At 48.7% G+C, this 17,792-nt stretch carries 19 protein-coding genes; 8 read left to right on the top strand and 11 right to left on the bottom strand.

What is annotated here, in order from left to right:
* The first annotated feature begins 122 nt into the window (after nucleotides 1-122).
* Nucleotides 123-869, top strand: coding sequence for an enoyl-CoA hydratase/isomerase family protein (locus ABD744_RS11360; RefSeq protein ID WP_344798588.1), 747 nt, complete (start codon nucleotides 123-125; stop codon nucleotides 867-869).
* Nucleotides 870-947: 78 nt separating this feature from the next.
* Here ABD744_RS11360 and ABD744_RS11355 read toward each other — a convergent pair whose 3' ends face one another.
* Complete coding sequence (locus ABD744_RS11355; protein ID WP_344798586.1) at nucleotides 948-1,412, bottom strand: hypothetical protein; 465 nt, start codon at nucleotides 1,410-1,412, stop codon at nucleotides 948-950.
* A gap of 121 nt (nucleotides 1,413-1,533) precedes the next feature.
* On the opposite strand from ABD744_RS11355, the gene ABD744_RS11350 reads away from it, so the two are divergent.
* Nucleotides 1,534-2,433 (top strand): hypothetical protein, encoded by a 900-nt coding sequence (locus ABD744_RS11350; protein WP_344798584.1) that lies wholly within the window; start codon nucleotides 1,534-1,536, stop codon nucleotides 2,431-2,433.
* Nucleotides 2,434-2,479: 46 nt separating this feature from the next.
* Here ABD744_RS11350 and ureG read toward each other — a convergent pair whose 3' ends face one another.
* From ureG to ABD744_RS11315, 7 genes are read right to left on the bottom strand one after another with little or no spacing between them, the layout of a single operon-like run.
* The gene (gene ureG, locus ABD744_RS11345; RefSeq protein ID WP_344798582.1) at nucleotides 2,480-3,115 is read right to left on the bottom strand and encodes an urease accessory protein UreG; all 636 of its coding nucleotides are present in this window, start codon (nucleotides 3,113-3,115) and stop codon (nucleotides 2,480-2,482) included.
* Nucleotides 3,116-3,170: 55 nt separating this feature from the next.
* The gene (locus ABD744_RS11340; RefSeq protein ID WP_344798580.1) at nucleotides 3,171-3,842 is read right to left on the bottom strand and encodes an urease accessory protein UreF; all 672 of its coding nucleotides are present in this window, start codon (nucleotides 3,840-3,842) and stop codon (nucleotides 3,171-3,173) included.
* 12 nt (nucleotides 3,843-3,854) lie between these two features.
* Nucleotides 3,855-4,382, bottom strand: a complete 528-nt coding sequence (ureE, locus tag ABD744_RS11335; RefSeq protein WP_344798578.1) for an urease accessory protein UreE — start codon at nucleotides 4,380-4,382, stop codon at nucleotides 3,855-3,857.
* Between the two features lie 22 nt (nucleotides 4,383-4,404).
* Nucleotides 4,405-6,108 (bottom strand): urease subunit alpha, encoded by a 1,704-nt coding sequence (gene ureC, locus ABD744_RS11330; RefSeq protein WP_344798576.1) that lies wholly within the window; start codon nucleotides 6,106-6,108, stop codon nucleotides 4,405-4,407.
* Between the two features lie 51 nt (nucleotides 6,109-6,159).
* Nucleotides 6,160-6,465, bottom strand: a complete 306-nt coding sequence (locus ABD744_RS11325) for an urease subunit beta (RefSeq protein ID WP_344798574.1) — start codon at nucleotides 6,463-6,465, stop codon at nucleotides 6,160-6,162.
* A gap of 35 nt (nucleotides 6,466-6,500) precedes the next feature.
* Nucleotides 6,501-6,803 carry an urease subunit gamma gene (ureA, locus tag ABD744_RS11320; RefSeq protein ID WP_344798572.1) on the bottom strand — a complete coding sequence of 101 codons (303 nt, stop codon included), beginning with the start codon at nucleotides 6,801-6,803 and terminating at the stop codon, nucleotides 6,501-6,503.
* Between the two features lie 57 nt (nucleotides 6,804-6,860).
* A complete protein-coding gene (locus tag ABD744_RS11315) occupies nucleotides 6,861-7,742 on the bottom strand; it encodes an urease accessory protein UreD (RefSeq protein ID WP_344798570.1) in 882 nt (293 codons plus the stop codon).
* Nucleotides 7,743-8,280: 538 nt separating this feature from the next.
* Between ABD744_RS11315 and urtA the strand changes: the two genes are divergently transcribed.
* The 6 genes from urtA to ABD744_RS11285 all read left to right on the top strand — a co-directional run bounded on the left by urtA (nucleotide 8,281) and on the right by ABD744_RS11285 (nucleotide 15,173).
* Nucleotides 8,281-9,579 (top strand): urea ABC transporter substrate-binding protein, encoded by a 1,299-nt coding sequence (urtA, locus tag ABD744_RS11310; RefSeq protein ID WP_425562166.1) that lies wholly within the window; start codon nucleotides 8,281-8,283, stop codon nucleotides 9,577-9,579.
* Nucleotides 9,580-9,744: 165 nt separating this feature from the next.
* Nucleotides 9,745-11,346 carry an urea ABC transporter permease subunit UrtB gene (gene urtB / locus ABD744_RS11305; protein ID WP_344798568.1) on the top strand — a complete coding sequence of 534 codons (1,602 nt, stop codon included), beginning with the start codon at nucleotides 9,745-9,747 and terminating at the stop codon, nucleotides 11,344-11,346.
* Between the two features lie 3 nt (nucleotides 11,347-11,349).
* Complete coding sequence (gene urtC, locus ABD744_RS11300) at nucleotides 11,350-12,549, top strand: urea ABC transporter permease subunit UrtC (protein ID WP_344798566.1); 1,200 nt, start codon at nucleotides 11,350-11,352, stop codon at nucleotides 12,547-12,549.
* The gene (urtD, locus tag ABD744_RS11295; RefSeq protein ID WP_344798564.1) at nucleotides 12,550-13,308 is read left to right on the top strand and encodes an urea ABC transporter ATP-binding protein UrtD; all 759 of its coding nucleotides are present in this window, start codon (nucleotides 12,550-12,552) and stop codon (nucleotides 13,306-13,308) included.
* A gap of 22 nt (nucleotides 13,309-13,330) precedes the next feature.
* Nucleotides 13,331-14,026, top strand: coding sequence for an urea ABC transporter ATP-binding subunit UrtE (gene urtE, locus ABD744_RS11290; protein ID WP_344798562.1), 696 nt, complete (start codon nucleotides 13,331-13,333; stop codon nucleotides 14,024-14,026).
* 196 nt (nucleotides 14,027-14,222) lie between these two features.
* Nucleotides 14,223-15,173 (top strand): DUF2167 domain-containing protein, encoded by a 951-nt coding sequence (locus tag ABD744_RS11285; protein ID WP_344798560.1) that lies wholly within the window; start codon nucleotides 14,223-14,225, stop codon nucleotides 15,171-15,173.
* Nucleotides 15,174-15,269: 96 nt separating this feature from the next.
* Here ABD744_RS11285 and ABD744_RS11280 read toward each other — a convergent pair whose 3' ends face one another.
* From ABD744_RS11280 to ABD744_RS11270, 3 genes are read right to left on the bottom strand one after another with little or no spacing between them, the layout of a single operon-like run.
* Complete coding sequence (locus ABD744_RS11280) at nucleotides 15,270-15,782, bottom strand: DUF3299 domain-containing protein (protein ID WP_344798558.1); 513 nt, start codon at nucleotides 15,780-15,782, stop codon at nucleotides 15,270-15,272.
* A gap of 12 nt (nucleotides 15,783-15,794) precedes the next feature.
* The gene (locus tag ABD744_RS11275; RefSeq protein WP_344798556.1) at nucleotides 15,795-17,057 is read right to left on the bottom strand and encodes an ABC transporter permease; all 1,263 of its coding nucleotides are present in this window, start codon (nucleotides 17,055-17,057) and stop codon (nucleotides 15,795-15,797) included.
* Nucleotides 17,054-17,791, bottom strand: coding sequence for an ABC transporter ATP-binding protein (locus ABD744_RS11270; RefSeq protein ID WP_344798554.1), 738 nt, complete (start codon nucleotides 17,789-17,791; stop codon nucleotides 17,054-17,056). The genes ABD744_RS11275 and ABD744_RS11270 overlap by 4 nt, the downstream gene beginning before the upstream one ends.
* Between the last annotated feature and the right edge of the window lies 1 nt (nucleotide 17,792).

The raw sequence follows: 17,792 nt of genomic DNA, 5'->3' as shown, positions 1-17,792 counted from the left end.
ACCAGCTAAATCACCGAGTTTCTTAACATATGTAATTGTGCTTCAGGACACTCCAGACTAAAGTGTCGACCACATTATGTCTGAACATCTTGACACATCACCCAATTAAGGATGGAAATTTCATGTACCAAGACATCACCTTAACGATTGAAAACCGCATTGCACACCTGCAGATTAATCGCCCGAAATGTTTGAACGCCATTCGCATGCAGACGTACAAAGACATCATTGCAGGCTTAAAAGAAGCCGATCAATCGGATGACGTGTCCGTAATTGTGGTATCCGGCGCGAACAATGCTTTTACCGCAGGCAACGACTTGTCTGACCTGGTCGGCGACGAAATCCAGGCATTAATGGAATGTGTTCAAGGCATCATTGAAACGTCTAACGCAATCACCAAACCGGTCATTGCAGCCGTTGAAAAAGTAGCGGTAGGCATAGGAACAACCATGTTGCTTCATTGCGACATGGTAATTGCAGCTGAAGGAACGCGCTTCCGCGTACCATTTGCCAACCTAGGGGTTTGTCCTGAAGGGGCTTCAAGCTACCTGTTAGAGCGTAATGTAGGACCAAAAATTGCTGCCGAGTTGTTGATGACAGGTCGTTTCTTTAGCACTGAAGAAGCCCAACAATGGGGATTCATCAATCAGACTTGTGACAAAGGCGAAGCAATCAATAGCGCCATGGCACTTGCAGGCGAACTGCTAAAACAGCCGTTGCCATCACTCATTGCAACTAAGCGTTTGATGAAGAAAGACTACATCGACCTGATTCCTGAAATTTCTCAAAACGAATTAAACGAGTTCGTAGCGCTGCTTAACTCAGACAGCACTCAGGCACGTATTAAAGCAATGCTCAAAGGCGCTTAACGCCTAAACACCAGTCAGCCAACGCTGGCTGGTCATATCTCGATGCCCTTATCTACAAACAAGCCCTTGATAAAGGGCTTAATTCAGCAATCGTTGAGATTCGAAACGGACACTTTCAGCCGCACCGTTACGATTATGACGTTCCAAAAACTGCACCAGTGCATCTAACGAACGTTCACAGATGCGTTGCACACTTTCCTGCCAACTGTCGTTCTTTTTAAGACTTTCACTGACCATGGATAAAAACTTGTAATGAGCACGGGAAAGATACTGTTCGGCCTTCAACAAATCACCGGCCATAGCAAATGAATGCGATGCATTTTGACAAGCGATTAAAAAGTGCTGAAAGCTTCGATCATCGGTACAAGTAACGCAGGCACGGCCTACCGTGACTTCCAGGTATTCGACAGACACCGAATAACAATAAGCAGCTCCTTCGTACTGACTGCGGAAATAATACTCATTGCCCTTCATTAAGTAATATTCCCATTTGTTTATGTCTTTTTCTTCCACTGCAACGCATTTTTTAGCTCGACGAAACATAGGAGTTCTTCCATGCAAATGATAATTATTTTTATTTATAGCATAATAAGAATAATTCTCAAGTAGGAATTACAAAAATGTCATCTAATATTTAAACTATTGGATTCGCGTAGTAGTTGCCATGAGAAACCTAAAACACACACTGATTGCATTCATCGTTATCACCTACAGTGCCTATAGCTTGGCGGATGAATACGTACTGGCCAGGCCAAAGTCTGAAAACGACCCTAGGCAAGAGTACGTCAATGCGCTGTTAGAAACATTACTCAACCTGGATCTGCCTGCAACCCGCCACACTCTGCGTTATACCAATGAAGTACACAGTCGAGAGCGGATCAAAAAGCTGCTACTCGAAGGTCGGCGACTGGATGTACAGGCAACAGCCACCCGCAATGACTGGGAAGATGATTTACTGACTATCCGCATCCCCATCTACAAAGGACTGCTTGGTTATCGAATACTGTTGATTCATCAAGACGAACGTCAGGAGTACGAGTGGATTCACAGCCTGGACGAATTAAAACAAAAACAAGCCATTCTCGGCTCACAATGGTCGATCACCCCCGTTTGGAAACAAGAAGGGTTTCACACCATTACCAACGGAGATTACGAGAGCCTATTTAAAATCATCCACTTCAAACGCGCGGATTATTTCCCAAGAGGCGTCAATGAAATCCTTCAGGAGTATCAAAAATTCAACCCCTTGTACCCTGATCTGGCAATTGAGCAACATCTGGGGGTCTACCTGCCGCTCCCCATGTATTTTTTTGTGTCACCTCATAAGCCGGAGCTTGCGGAACTGATTCGAACCAACTTTGAAACTTTCATCAAACGAGGAGAATTTGACCAGTTTTTCATGAGCCGCTTTGAAAACATCATTACGGAATTGAACATTGATTCAAGACGTACTTTTTACGTGCCCAATCAACACTTACCTAAAGAAACACCTTTGCATCGACATGAGCTTTGGTATCTGAACCCTAAGCAACACCAGCCTCAAACACATACACCAAAGCGGTGAAACAAAACCGGCCACCGAGGCATGATTCACCGCTTATCGGATATAATTACCCGTCTTTCATCAAACCGGTTTCTCGCAACATGCCCTGCTCAATAATAAAGCGAACAATCTCCTTTACGCCCTGACCGCTCTTTAGGTTTGAAAACACAAACGGACGATCGCCACGCATTTTCTTAGCATCGCGATCCATCACGTCCAGCGAAGCACCCACGATAGGTGCCAAGTCGGTTTTATTAATGATCAGCAAGTCCGACTTAGTAATGCCCGGGCCACCTTTACGCGGAATCTTTTCTCCGGCAGAGACATCAATGACATACAGCGTCAGGTCTGACAACTCAGGGCTGAATGTAGCGGATAAATTATCGCCGCCAGATTCCACCAGCACCATTTCAAGGCCGTCATGACGCTCACACAATTCTTTCACCGCCGCCAGGTTCATCGACGCATCTTCACGAATGGCGGTATGCGGGCAACCGCCGGTTTCAACACCGATAATGCGGTCTTCACTTAATGCTTCGTTTCGCGTCAAAAACTGAGCATCTTCTTTGGTGTAAATATCATTGGTTACCACCGCTATGTTGTAATGCTCGCGCATTTCATGACACAAAGTTGTTAACAACGCCGTTTTACCTGAACCTACAGGTCCGCCAACACCAACGCGTAAAGTTTGTTTACTGCTCATCTCTATTTATTTCCCAAGTAAAAAATATTGGTTCAATTATCTTTCAAAAATTCGTTTAAGACCGGAATAGCCTTGAATATTGATGTTCGTGTAACGCCGAAGACATGGCCAAACCGGCCAGGCCGGAACCAATTTCATGGTCTTCCATGGTCATCGCCCGCTCAATTACATCCTCAATCATCGGAATCAGATGCCGGATGATCCGCTGTCCATCCGTTTGCCCCATTGGCATCGCCTTACTGGCAGCGGTAATCTGATTTTCCAACCACGCCCAGGTAAAACCAATCAGGGTTTGTTCCACCGGAATCTCTGAAATCACGCTGCTCAACGCATACATGGCCGCAACAGTGGGTTTTTCAATCCAGTCCAGTTTTGCTTCGTGACCCTTAGACTGAGATAAATGCCACTGCTTAAAAGCATCACCCACCTGCACGTCTTCCAGGTATAGTTCTTTGGTCTCCCGGAACGCCAGCAACATCCCGTTCCAGTACTCTAAAGCCGCTTGGTCTTCTTCCAGCCAAGCCCGATGAAGACGAGCCAAAACAGGAAGATCGACGCCACCCAATCCATAATTGAGAACCCCCGATATCCAGGCCTCAACGTCCTTGGCCTGCTTACACCACCCCGCATCCAAGGTGTATTCCAACCCTTGTGAATAAGCAAACGCACCAATGGGCAACGCCGGACTGGAGATATGCAACAAGCTTAATAAACTGCAGGTTTTCAAGCCCTGAACCTCTTAATTGTGATGGTGGTGAGCGTGACCATGCGACGGGTCGTCCAGCTCATTATGGTGATGAGAATGACCGCCATGAGCATGCTCGCCATAAGCGCCATTTTCAGGTTCAAACGGCGCCTGTTCCTGAATAACGGTCAAGCCCAGTTGGCGCAGCATGTCATCCAACACATAATCATTCTGATAACGCAGCCAGCCCTCGCCGACCTGCAACGGCACATGCCGATTGCCCAGGTGATAACAGGCACGCGCAAACAAATGCGAATCCTCGGTCGAGGCGGTGGTGACTTCCTCATCCGCTGATTTCACCCGATAAACCGCCCCCGATTCAGCACGAAGCAAAGTGCCATCACGCATCACATCACCACGTTCAACAAAAATACCGACCGCCTGACCGGACTCGGTTTCCGTTTTTAACCGACCCCGCTTGCGTTCATCAAAGGGCAAACGGATGATATCTTTAACTTCGCCCCCAGAGCGTTCCCACTCGGCAACCTCAGCTAAAGACAATTTTTCGGTAACAGTAATCATGCACTCACCACATTAAATCGAATTAAAACAAATAATATCTCTGTGCCAACGGCAACTCTTCCGCCGGTTCACACGTCAACTCTACGCCATCGGCTTTGACCACATACGTCTGAGGATCAACCTCCACCACCGGTTGATAGTCATTCAGCTTCATGTCGGATTTACGAACCGAGCGACAGTCTTTCACTGCGGTCAGTGTTTTTTCCAGGCCCAAGTGATCCAGCGAATTAGCCGCAAGTGCAGCTTTGGAAACGAAGGTCAAACTGGTGGCCGTCACCGCTTTGCCCAAAGCACCAAACATATGGCGATAATGCACAGGCTGAGGCGTAGGAATGGAAGCGTTGGGGTCGCCCATCGGCGCGGCCGCAATCATGCCACCCTTCAAAATCAACGACGGCTTAGTGCCAAAAAACATCGGTTTCCACAACACCAGATCGGCCAACTTACCCACCTCCACCGAACCCACTTCTTCCGAAACCCCGTGAGTGATGGCCGGGTTAATGGTGTATTTGGCTATGTAACGGCGAGCACGGAAATTATCATGGCCTGCATCATCTTCAGGTAAAGCTCCACGTTGTACTTTCATTTTGTGCGCGGTCTGCCAAGAGCGAGTAATCACTTCACCCACACGCCCCATTGCCTGTGAGTCTGATGAGATCATACTGAATGCACCCAAGTCATGAAGAATGTCTTCAGCCGCAATCGTTTCACGACGAATACGGGAATCCGCAAAGGCCACATCTTCCGGGATATTGGGATCAAGGTGATGACAAACCATCAGCATATCCAGATGTTCATCCACGGTATTCACTGTGTAAGGCCGGGTCGGATTGGTTGAGGAAGGTAGCACATTGGCCTCACCACAGGCCTTGATGATATCCGGAGCGTGACCGCCACCCGCACCTTCGGTGTGGTAGGTATGAATCACCCGCCCTTTCAAAGCACCCAGCGTATCCTCGACAAAACCCGACTCATTTAACGTATCGGTATGAATGGCCACCTGAATGTCGTGCTTTTCAGCAACACTCAAGCAATTATCAATTGAAGCGGGCGTGGTTCCCCAGTCTTCATGCAACTTCAGACCGATGGCACCGGCAACCACTTGCTCATCTAAAGCCTCCGGTAATGACGCATTGCCTTTCCCTAAAAAGCCAAAGTTCATTGGTAACTCATCCACCGCTTGCAACATCTTACCGATGTGCCACGGCCCCGGCGTACACGTGGTCGCGTTAGTTCCGGTTGCCGGTCCGGTGCCACCACCGATCATGGTAGTGATCCCCGACATCAAGGCTTCTTCCACCTGTTGTGGACAAATAAAATGAATATGAGCATCAATCGCGCCCGCCGTTAAAATCTGACCTTCTCCAGCAATCACTTCCGTGCCAGGGCCGATAATAATATCGACGCCTGCCTGCGTATCCGGGTTGCCTGCTTTACCAATGGCACTGATGCGTCCGTTGTTAATGGCCACATCGGCCTTAACCACTCCGGTATAATCCAAAATAAGGGCATTCGTAATGACGGTGTCCGGTACCTTATCCGAAGTTTCCTGACTTTGACCCATGCCATCACGGATCACTTTACCGCCACCAAATTTCACTTCATCGCCATACACTGTGAAGTCTTTTTCTGGCGAAATAAACAATTCAGTATCACCCAGCCGTACCTTATCGCCAACGGTGGGTCCGTACATATCAACATAAGCTTTACGATCAATCGTAGTCATGTGTTCTCTCCTGTTTCCCTAATCCATGAGCCGTTTTACGTTAGCCAAACATTAAAGTTGGCCCATGACATCACCACGGAAACCGTAAATGGTTTTAGTGCCTGCGTATTCTACCAATTCAACTTCGCGGGTTTGGCCCGGCTCAAAACGAACGGCAGTGCCTGCTGCAATGTTCAATCGATAGCCCTTAGTGCTTTCACGATCAAACTGCAGCGACAAGTTGGCTTCATAAAAATGGTAGTGAGAGCCGATCTGAACCGGCCGATCTCCCGAATTGGACACCTGAACTTTGATCGTGGTACGGCCTTCATTCAAAGTGATTGGCTCGTCCGACACTATGTATTCACCTGGAATCATGAAAACGCTCCTATGCGTTAAGTTTGCCGATTAAGTTAGGCGATGGGATTGTGCACTGTGACCAGCTTAGTACCATCGGGAAAGGTTGCCTCCACCTGAACATCGTGAATCATGGATTCAATGCCATCCATGACTTCATTTCGGCTAATCACTTCGCGCCCTTCATTCATCAATTGAGCGACGGTTTTGCCATCGCGGGCACCTTCCATAATAAATGACGAAATGAGCGCAATGCATTCCGGGTAGTTCAGTTTAACGCCACGCTGCCGACGCTTTTCAGCCAGTTCGGCCGCCACAAAAATCAGTAATTTATCTTTTTCTCTGGGTGACAGTTCCATAATGTCCTCTTAAACAGTTCCTCGTAAAATCAGTGACCAGTTTGCACTGAAAATCCGCTATGTATTCCAAATTCGGGGAGGGCATGCCCCACGTTGGTTAACGTGTGGCCGAACCAATGCCCAATAATGGGTAAACACTTTCTTCGCCGTCTCGGCGCATGCGCCAAGATAACGCACAACCACTGCACCGGGCTTCTGAGTTACAGCAAACAGCCCTGTACCCGCCAATTCCTGCAGCAATTCAAAATCCTGTTCGTTCAGTTGAACGACCCGGTTTAAGATGTCTTCTTCGGCTGAGATCACAAAACAGCCAAACACAGGCTCACCTGCCAGACCTGCTTTTAACTGCATAATATCCTGGGCAGCATCGATCCGGTTTCGCTCAATAAACACAGGCTTGGCGTCTCGCCGGATAAGGAGTGATTGTTCAATACGCCCCTTGGCAAACCAGTCTTCACTGCTCGGTCTGCCCAGACAAACGATGTCCCAGCCCACAAAAATACCGGAGCCCGAAATATCAACCTGAGTAATTAACTCCCCTTTGGCACCGTCAAAAACGATTGTTTCCTGCGGCATCCACTCCAGCACCGCCTGATCTTTGATGCACAGACGGACTTTTTGAGTTTGGTTCAACTCAGTAATATTATTGTATATTTTGCCGGCAGAAGGCGTAGTAACAAGCGCTTGGGCGCCATCATCCAACAATAAGGAAATGGTTAAGTAGTCCCCTGCCACCAAACCACCCGGCGGGTGTAACAGATAAAGGTGGGCACATTGATGACCTTCAGGGTAAAACGGACGCTGTACCCGCAACGGGCCAAAATGACGGGTTTTTCCAAGCCGTGTTTTCTGATCCAGATACACCAGTTCAGCCTGATAATTAGCCAGCCAGTGCAGACTTGGATCAAGACTGTCCTGCGAAGTCTCCGCGTAATTCAATATTCTTCCCTATAAAATAGTCTTTGTTTTAAAATCTTTGCACATAAGTGCAGACATAAAAAGAACAATCTCGCACCTAAGCACACGACAACACTTGCAAGATAGCCACTCACCAACGAATGCAAAGAGTCTGCCAAACCTCAAATACTGACTATACAGACAACTTATTTCCAGTCCTTTGGTATGAATCATGGTGCACACAGCTTGTGCAGGCCAAACCATAAATCAACGAGATAACATCCATATCTCAACAAAAATGGAACAATTTGGTGCTAAGTAAAAAACAAACGCACTAAAACAAAACACCAATCGTCCGCTTGGACAGCTTTTAACAGCAGCAATACCTGATAAACACACGACTTACGTCGTAGTGGCATACCCATTGCTAAACATTGTCAATCCTTTTAAAAGACTCACAATCTAAAAGGCGACAAGCGGTCAACAACACCAGAGAAAAGTACAGAGCAATAAGACTGCTGGCTTCTCTTTGGACCGCTTTGATCAGATTCAATTACAGAGAAATCAACTAGGAATCACTATGAAAAGCATCAAGCAATTCTCACAGTTTTCTGCATTGGCGTTATCCGTTACCTTCGGTTCAGCGGTCATGGCGGCCGACGACACCATTAAAGTCGGCGTGCTCCACTCATTGTCAGGCACGATGGCCATTTCCGAAACCACCTTAAAAGACACTGTGTTGATGATGGTCGAAGAACAGAACAAAAAAGGTGGCCTGCTGGGTAAAAAACTGGAAGCGGTCGTCGTTGATCCGGCTTCCAACTGGCCACTGTTTGCAGAAAAAGGCCGAGAATTACTTTCCAAAGAAAAAGTCGACGTTATCTTCGGTTGCTGGACGTCAGTGTCCCGTAAATCCGTATTGCCAGTGGTTGAAGAACTGAACGGTTTAATGTTCTACCCGGTTCAATACGAAGGGGAAGAGTCTTCTAAAAACGTTTTCTACACAGGTGCTGCGCCAAACCAACAGGCGATTCCAGCGGTTGATTACCTGATGAGTGAAGAAGGCGGCAGCGTGCAGCGCTTTGTCCTGGCTGGTACCGACTACGTTTACCCTCGCACCACCAACAAAATCCTTGAAGCGTATTTAAAAAATAAGGGCGTGTCGGAAAAAGACATCATGATCAACTACACCCCGTTTGGTCATTCCGATTGGCAAACCATCGTCAGCGACATTAAGAAGTTCGGTGCTGAAGGTAAGAAAACTGCGGTCATCTCAACCATCAACGGCGATGCTAACGTACCTTTCTACAAGGAATTAGGTAATCAGGGCATTTCAGCCGAAGACGTTCCGGTGATCGCATTCTCCGTAGGTGAAGAAGAATTATCCGGTATCGATACAGGTCCGCTGGTCGGTCACTTGGCAGCATGGAATTATTTCCAGAGCGCAGAAAGCGACACCAACGAAGCGTTCATCGACCAATGGCAGAAATACGTCAAAAATGAAGACCGCGTAACCAACGACCCTATGGAAGCCACCTACATTGGTTTCCAAATGTGGGCCAAAGCGGTTGAGATTGCGGGCACCGAAGACGTCGACAGCGTTCGTGATGCGATGTACGGCATCACAGTACCTAACCTCACCGGTGGGACGGCGGTGATGAACACCAACCACCACTTAACCAAACCGGTCTTGATTGGTGAAATTCAGGACGATGGCCAGTTTGAAATCGTTTGGCAAACCAAAAAAGGGGTCATCGGCGACGCCTGGACCGATCACCTGCAAACCAGTGCCAAGGTTGTGGCCGATTGGACTGCGCCCATCAACTGCGGTAACTACAACATCGAAACCAACGTGTGCTCTGGTCAAAACTACGAGTAAACACAACTGTGCGTGACTAGAAACCCGTCGCGCAACTCAACACCCCCTTGCCACGCACAAGGCAAGGGGATGTTCACCGAAAACCATTCAATTTTTGCAGCAAGGCAATACGAAACAACGTCGTAGGCCATTGCTGTGCCAAAATACGAGAAGCAGGTTCATATAATGAACAGGTTAGCCCCCTTTTTAGCATTGCTCATCTCCGTAATGTTTACCGCATTAAGCCAAGCCTCGGCTTTGGAATCTCATTTCGAGCATTTAAAATCTAAGAAAGTATCCGAAAAAATGGATGCCCTTAACGCCATCGCAACCACCGGCGATCCACAAGCAGAAACAATTCTGAATCAAATGCTTGAGGGAAAACTGTATTACATCAAAAGTACGGGCGAGTTTGTTTACATCGAAAAAGGCGATGATAAAAAATACACCGCTTACAGTGCCCTGACCAACGAAGTGGTGGGCAGCTTTAAAAAACGCAAACTAAAAAAAATCCGAGTAAATAACCAAATCCGGGGGGAAATTCGAACGGCCCTGGCCGCTATCCAACTCACCTCCCCCGATCCGGAATTGCGGCTTCAGGCGGTTCGGAACTTACGGGACGCGTTAAACCCCAACATGTTACCGGCGCTGAAAAAATCATTGGCCCGCGAAGAAACCGACAAGATCACCTCGGCGTTAGAAACCACCATCGCCGCCATTGAGTTCGCCAATGGCGACATTGAAGTACAGCTTGCATCCAGCGCCGTGCTCGCTGACAGCGACGATCCTAAGATCCTGGCTCTGTTCAAACAAACACTGGATAAAACAGCCAAACCGTCTGATCTGGCATCCGCCATTGAAAAGTCCATTGAAATCATTGAATCCAGACAACAGCTTTACGGCGTGGCAGAAAACCTGTTTTTTGGCCTGAGTGCCGGTTCGGTACTATTGCTTTCCGCCATTGGCCTCGCCATTACTTTTGGGGTGATGGGTGTCATTAACATGGCCCACGGCGAAATGATGATGATCGGCGCTTACACCACCTTCGGCATACAGGTGTTGTTCCCTAATTTCATCGATTATTCCTTATTCATTGCCATCCCGGCCGCCTTCCTGGTTTCCGGCCTGGTCGGTATTTTGATTGAACGCACTGTAATACGCCACCTCTACGGCCGCCCGCTTGAAACCTTACTGGCCACCTTTGGCATCAGCTTGGTGTTGCAACAAGCTGTTCGGACATTCGTTTCACCGCAGAATCAAAGTGTGGAAAACCCAGGCTGGATGAGCGGTTCACTGGAGATTACCGAATCATTCGCCCTGACCTACAACCGCCTGTACATCATCCTCTTTAGCTTGGTGATTTTCTTCGCCTTGATGGGCTTATTAAAGAAAAGTTTGTTCGGCTTGCAAATGCGTGCCGTCACCCAGAACCGCGCCATGGCCAACTCCATGGGTATCCGCTCGGGTTGGGTAGACGCATTAACTTTCGGCTTAGGTTCCGGCGTGGCCGGTATTGCTGGCGTGGCCCTGTCTCAAATCACCAACGTAGGGCCAAACCTGGGTCAGAACTACATCATCGATTCCTTCATGGTCGTGGTCTTTGGCGGTGTGGGTAACCTATGGGGGACTTTAGTTGCAGCCATGGGCTTGGGTGTCGTCAACAAACTCATCGAACCTTGGGCCGGTGCGGTATTGGCTAAGATCATTGTGCTGGTATTCATCATCCTATTTATTCAGCGTCGACCACGCGGCTTGTTCGCTCTGAAAGGCCGAGCGGTGGAGGGCTAACTCATGAAAGTTAATTCCATGAAAGATTCATTTTTAATGAAAGACAAAGGCGGGTTGAGAATGCTCTCAATCCTGGGCGCAGCGTTGGTTATTATTACCTTCTTAAACCAAGCGGTGCCTGTGGATAACCCACTGCATGTGACCACTTATACCGTCACGCTGTTCGGTAAATACCTGTGTTATGCACTGCTTGCCTTAGCCGTAGATTTAATCTGGGGTTATTGTGGCATCCTGAGTCTTGGTCACGGGGCCTTCTTTGCGCTCGGCGGTTATGCCATGGGCATGTACCTAATGCGCCAAATTGGTGATCGTGGAGTCTACGGCAACGCCGAGCTGCCGGACTTCATGGTTTTCCTCGACTGGCAGGAACTGCCTTGGTACTGGCAGGGGTTTGACTCCTTTGGCTTTGCCATGGTGATGGTATTAGTTGCCCCTGCAATCTTGGCCTTCGTATTCGGTTGGCTGGCTTTCCGCTCTCGTGTAACGGGCGTGTATCTGTCCATCATCACCCAAGCACTGACTTACGCCTTGATGTTGGCTTTTTTCCAGAACGACATGGGCTTCGGTGGCAATAACGGCCTGACGGACTTCAAAGACATTCTGGGCTTTGACCTGCAATCCGACAGTACCCGTATCAGCTTGTTCCTCGCCTCCGGCATTGCCCTGGCATTGGGATATATCCTGTGCCGCTGGATCGTTTCTTCTCGTCTTGGCCGGGTGTTGGTCGCCGTTCGGGACGCTGAAAGCCGTACCCGTTTCCTCGGCTATCGGGTCGAGCATTATAAGCTGATGATCTTTGTGTTATCCGCCATGTTAGCGGGTGTGGCTGGCGCCTTATATGTCCCTCAGGTGGGCATCATCAATCCAGGGGAATTTGCCCCAATCAACTCCATCGAACTGGTGATCTGGGTGGCTATGGGCGGTCGCGGCACCTTATACGGCGCAATTCTTGGCGCAATTTTAGTGAACTACGCCAAAACCTGGTTCACCGGCGTATTACCAGACGCCTGGTTATTCCTGTTAGGCGCATTGTTTGTAGTCACCACGCTGTATTTACCGAAGGGCATCGCCGGGCTTTATAGCCAGATACGCGAGCGACAGGCGGAAAAGAAAGCCACCTCCGGATCAACGCCAAACAGCGCTCTTGAAAACAATGAGCAATCACCTCACGCATCCAAGTCCAAACTTGTGGAGGAAGTGTAAATGACCGATAAACACATTCCTGATGACACCATACTTTATCTCAATGGCGTCAGTGTCAGCTTCGACGGTTTTAAAGCCATTAACGGTTTATCTTTGGTGCTCAAAGAAGGCGAGCTGCGCGCAGTGATTGGCCCGAACGGTGCTGGTAAAAGCACCATGATGGACATCATCACCGGAAAAACCCGACCGGACGTTGGCGATGTGTATTTCAAAGGTGAAATCGATTTGACCCAACACGACGAAGCCGACATAGCCAACCTTGGCATAGGCCGAAAATTCCAGAAACCGTCCGTCATCGAAACATTAACCGTATGGGAGAACCTGGAACTGGCATTAGCCGGAAACCGAACGCCTTTGCAAAGTCTGTTTTTTAAGCTGACGAAAGAAAACCATAAGCAGCTGACTGACATGGCGGCGTACATCAACCTTGATGATCAAAAAGAAACCGTTGCGGGCGACATTTCTCACGGCCAGAAACAATGGCTGGAGATCGGCATGTTACTGCTTCAGGAACCGGAAGTACTGTTAGTAGACGAGCCGGCTGCCGGAATGACCGACGAAGAAACTTTTAAAACCGCCGATTTGCTCCGTGACGTCGCCAAAAGCCGCTCCGTCATTGTGGTTGAACATGACATGGAATTCGTTAAAGCGCTGGACTGCAAAGTAACCGTCTTGCACGAAGGTTCCGTATTGTCGGAAGGCACCCTAGACGCCGTTCAGAATGACGAACAAGTCATCGAAGTTTATCTGGGCCGATAACCAATTTTAAAGAGAGAACAACATGCTGAACGTCGACAACATTGATATTTTCTACGGCGCCAGTCAGGCCCTTAAAAAGGTGTCCCTGACGGCAGAAGTGGGCAAAGTCACCACTGTGCTTGGACGCAACGGTGTGGGAAAAACCACCCTGATGAAATCCATCACCGGCCACCTTGCCCCCCAGTCCGGCAACATCAGCTGGGAAGGGAAAGCACTGAATACCACCAAAGCAGCAGACAGAGCACACATGGGCATTGCCTCAGTGCCCCAAGGCCGGGAGATTTTTCCACAATTAACCATTCTGGAAAATCTACAAACCGGTTATGCATGCTTGCCAAGATCGGAACGTCACATCCCCGAGCACATCTTCGAGCTGTTCCCTGTATTAAAAGATATGCTGAAGCGCCGGGGCGGCGACTTATCCGGTGGTCAACAGCAACAGCTGGCCATTGCCCGTGCGCTGATCACCAAACCGAAGCTGCTGGTACTGGATGAGCCTACCGAAGGCATCCAGCCGTCCATCATCAAAGACATCCAGCGAGTCATTGCCATGCTTCGAGACCAAGGCGAAATGGCCATTGTTCTGGTCGAGCAATACCTGGATTTTGCCAAAGAACTGGCCGATGAATATTTGGTGATGGATCGTGGTGAAGTGGTGTTGTCAGGAAAAGGGGCTGAGATGGACGAAGAACAAGTGCGGTCGTTTATGATGGTTTAACATCGCAACCCCTTTTTCTTTAAAACTTTCTTACACGCCAAAAGTACAAGAACCGTGTGAGAAAGTTCCATTCATCTCGTTCTTCACGTCATTTCCTTGCTTCCGCTATCAAGTTGGTTTCCAATTACTTCCCTCTGTAAATACACATGGAAGCCCAGCTCCGTCGGGCCTAATTACAAAAACAAAAGGAACTTGAATGAACATTAAAGCCTTCATCAGCAGCTTATTGCTGTTTTCAGCCGTCAGCAACTACGCTTTCGCCAACAGTTCAACCGACACTGAAACAAGCACCAGCGAACCTATTACCTCTGAGGCCGCTGCCGAAGCATTTTCGGCCGAAGAAGAACAGTACATGACCTGGGCCACCAACCTTTGGCAATCACTGAACCCGCAAACCGGAGAAATTAAGCTACCAAATGCGGTAGCAACCGTGAAAGTACCTGAGAATTTTTATTACCTGTCTCCACAAGATGCAGAAAAGGTATTGGTCGAAGTTTGGGGTAACCCTCCGGGTAACTTAACACTGGGCATGTTATTCCCGGCGGACACAACGCCCTTCGACCAAGAAGCCTGGGCGGTAACCATCCAATACGAAGAAGACGGCTATGTCTCTGACGAAGACGCCGACGACATCGACTACACAGACCTGTTGGAACAAATGCAAAAAGACACCGCCGAAGGCAGTAAGCAACGTGTCGAGATGGGCTATGAACCCATCGAATTAATCGGCTGGGCGACCACACCGTATTACGATGCCGCTTCAAATAAAATGCATTGGGCCAAAGAAATTAAATTCGGCGATGATCCTGTTCATACTCTCAACTACAACATTCGAGTACTTGGCAGAAAGGGTGTGTTGGTTCTGAATTTCATTGCGGGTATGCACCAAAAGCAGCTGATCGAAACCAATCTGGATGACGTCATTGCGATGGCCGAATTTGACCAAGGCGCAAAGTACGCCGATTTCGACCCAGACATCGACCAAGTCGCAGCCTACGGTTTAGGCGCTTTGGTGGCAGGTAAAGTGATTGCGAAAACAGGATTCTTAGCCGCAGCCATTCTGTTTCTGAAAAAGTTCGGTATCTTTATCGTGATCGGTATTGGCGCACTGCTGAAAAAGATGTTCAGTCGTAAGTCTGCGGAATAGACCGCCAGCCCAAGAACAATACTGACCAATAACTCAAGCCAGGAAAGAGAAATGAAACCGTCTCTGCTCTGGCTTTTGTTTGAAGAGGTAGTCTATTCACTCACCCTCAAACACAGTCACAGCATCCGCCGTCAACGTATAACTGGCGGCGCCCAGGCCATTGTCAAAAGAGTCCAGACTCAACACCCCTTCAATTTCATACGGGTACCAAATGCCTTCGACTTCGGCACCTTTTGGAAATTTCACATGAATCAGTTGATTCGGTGGTGGTGGCGGCACATGCACGCAAGCACCCATGTATGGAGCTAAAAAGAACTCGGTAATTTCACCTTTGTCATTCGATTCCAGTGGCACCATATAACCGGCAATGCGGATGTTCTTTTGCTCATAGGTATCAACTACGGAAGAAGAAAACATCACCTCCGGCAGGTTTTCTTTATCAAACGGCGTTTCATGGGTGATTTCCGGCATGGTTTCCATGGCTTCAAGATCTTCTTTGGGCATCAAGTCCAGCCACTTTACTTCGACCGCCTCTTTGGTGACGGCCCACGCTGCCGGAACCATTAAAGCCCCAGCCAAAATCAGCCAATAAGATTTCATTTTCAACATATTCAATACTCTCTACACTTTAACAATCAACCCATCAGACAAGCTGTTTTTATACGCTCGCCAGCCTGGAATTAAACTCATCAACAACGAAGCCGACACGATGGTCGCCAACACATACAGTTCTTTTACGCTTGGCGCACCTAATGCCACATGGAAGCCAAACATCTCCATCAGGTACGGCGAAACCAACGCCAATAGCCCATACAAAGCAAACCACCCCAGCAACGCGCCCAGCAGACTAATCACCAGTGTTTCCAGCCCAAGTAAAAAGAAAATATGGTAGGGCCGTGCCCCCACGGCCCGTAGAATCGCAATCTCCCTGCGCCGCTCCTGCAAGCTGGACAACATGGTAATCATCATACCTAAGATGGTGCTAAAGACCACCAACGCAGACACCACTAATAACGATTTCTCCGCCACACCGATCAACTGCCATAATTCCTGCAAAGTTAAAGCAGGCATGATCGCCAGCAGGGGTTCTTCCCGATACTGATTCACGGAGCGCTGGAACTGGAATGCCGCGATGCGGGACGTCAATCCGACAAACGTCGCCGTGATGGTTTCCGGTTCCAGGTGGGCATGTTCAAAGTCTTGGTGCGTTAACTTCAGACTTTTGGCACTGGGTGAGCCACTGTTCCAGCCGGCATGAATGGCTTCTATGCCTGCCAGCTTTACAAACAGAGTTCTGTCCGACGGCGTTCCGGTCGGGGCGAGAATACCCACCACCTGAAACGGCAAATTGTCGTGCTTAATAAAATTGACCTTGCCCGCACCATGAGCCACTGAGATCTGAGAACCTAACTGATAGCCCAGTTGCTGAGCAACTTCCGCCCCCAAGACCACATCAAAAGTTTCCTCGAAGGGTTTCCCTTGCTGAAACGACAAGGACTGCTTGGTTCCGTATTTAATGTGCTCAAAGTAATCTTTGGTGGTGCCCAGTACCCGAAACCCTTTATGAGAATCACCCAACGAAATGGGCACTGACCATTTCACCAGCTTGCTGTCACTGATGTCCTGATAACTCTGCCAACTGATGTTGTTGGTGGCATTACCTATTCTGAACACGCTGTACAACAAGAGATTCACCGGGCCGGACCGAGCACCTACAATTAAATCTGTGCCCGACACCGTATTAATAAAACTCTGTCGTGCTTCGGTACGCACTTTTTCAACACCGAGCAATAAAATGACGCCCAAAGCAAACGACAGCACCGTCAAAATGGAGGTCATTTTGCGGTTTGCCAAACTGCGCCAGGCCAAAGTCATCAGCTTCATGCCTGAGTTACCTCCGCAGTTGCTTTCAACTCGCGTGATTGAGTATCCCTGTCATCCGACCACTGAATAATTTCCGCCACCTTTACCGTACGGTCAAAGCGGCTGGCCAGGCTTTGGTCGTGGCTGACAAACAACAACGATGATCCATGGGTTTGACACTGCTCAAATAGCAACGCCAAGTAGCTGTCCCGGGTATCTGCATCCAATGCAGACGTAGGCTCATCGGCAATAATCAATTCAGGGTTGCCTGCCAACGCTCGCGCCGCTGCAACCCGTTGTTGCTGACCGATACTCAACGCAGTCACCGGACTTTTCGCCAACGCCTCATCAATCCCCAGTTCACTTAACAACTGCTTGGCCTGAGTTTCCGTCACGGAGCGCGCTTTAGAGAATCGGCCGGTAAGCAGCACATTTTCCAAACCGGATAAGTAAGGAATTAAATTAAACTGCTGAAAGATTAACCCCAAGTGCTCCGCCCGGAAACGATCTCGCTGCTTGGCTGACATCCCGGTCAGATCTTGTCCCAAGACCGACAGTTCACCAGCCTGAGCCACAGCAACACCACCAATTAAACTCAGCAACGTTGATTTTCCTGAACCACTGACGCCCTGCAAAAACACGCGTTCACCACGAGCCACCTGCAAGTTATCCACAGACATCACAGGCGCATCTTTCTGCCATGCAAAGCGCAATTGATTAATGTTTAAAATCATTTCAGCGGGTTTAGAACTCATA

The organism is Litoribacillus peritrichatus (genome assembly GCF_039537985.1).
Lineage (GTDB): Bacteria > Pseudomonadota > Gammaproteobacteria > Pseudomonadales > Litoribrevibacteraceae > Litoribacillus > Litoribacillus peritrichatus.
This window is presented reverse-complemented; position numbering and strand designations above follow the sequence as displayed.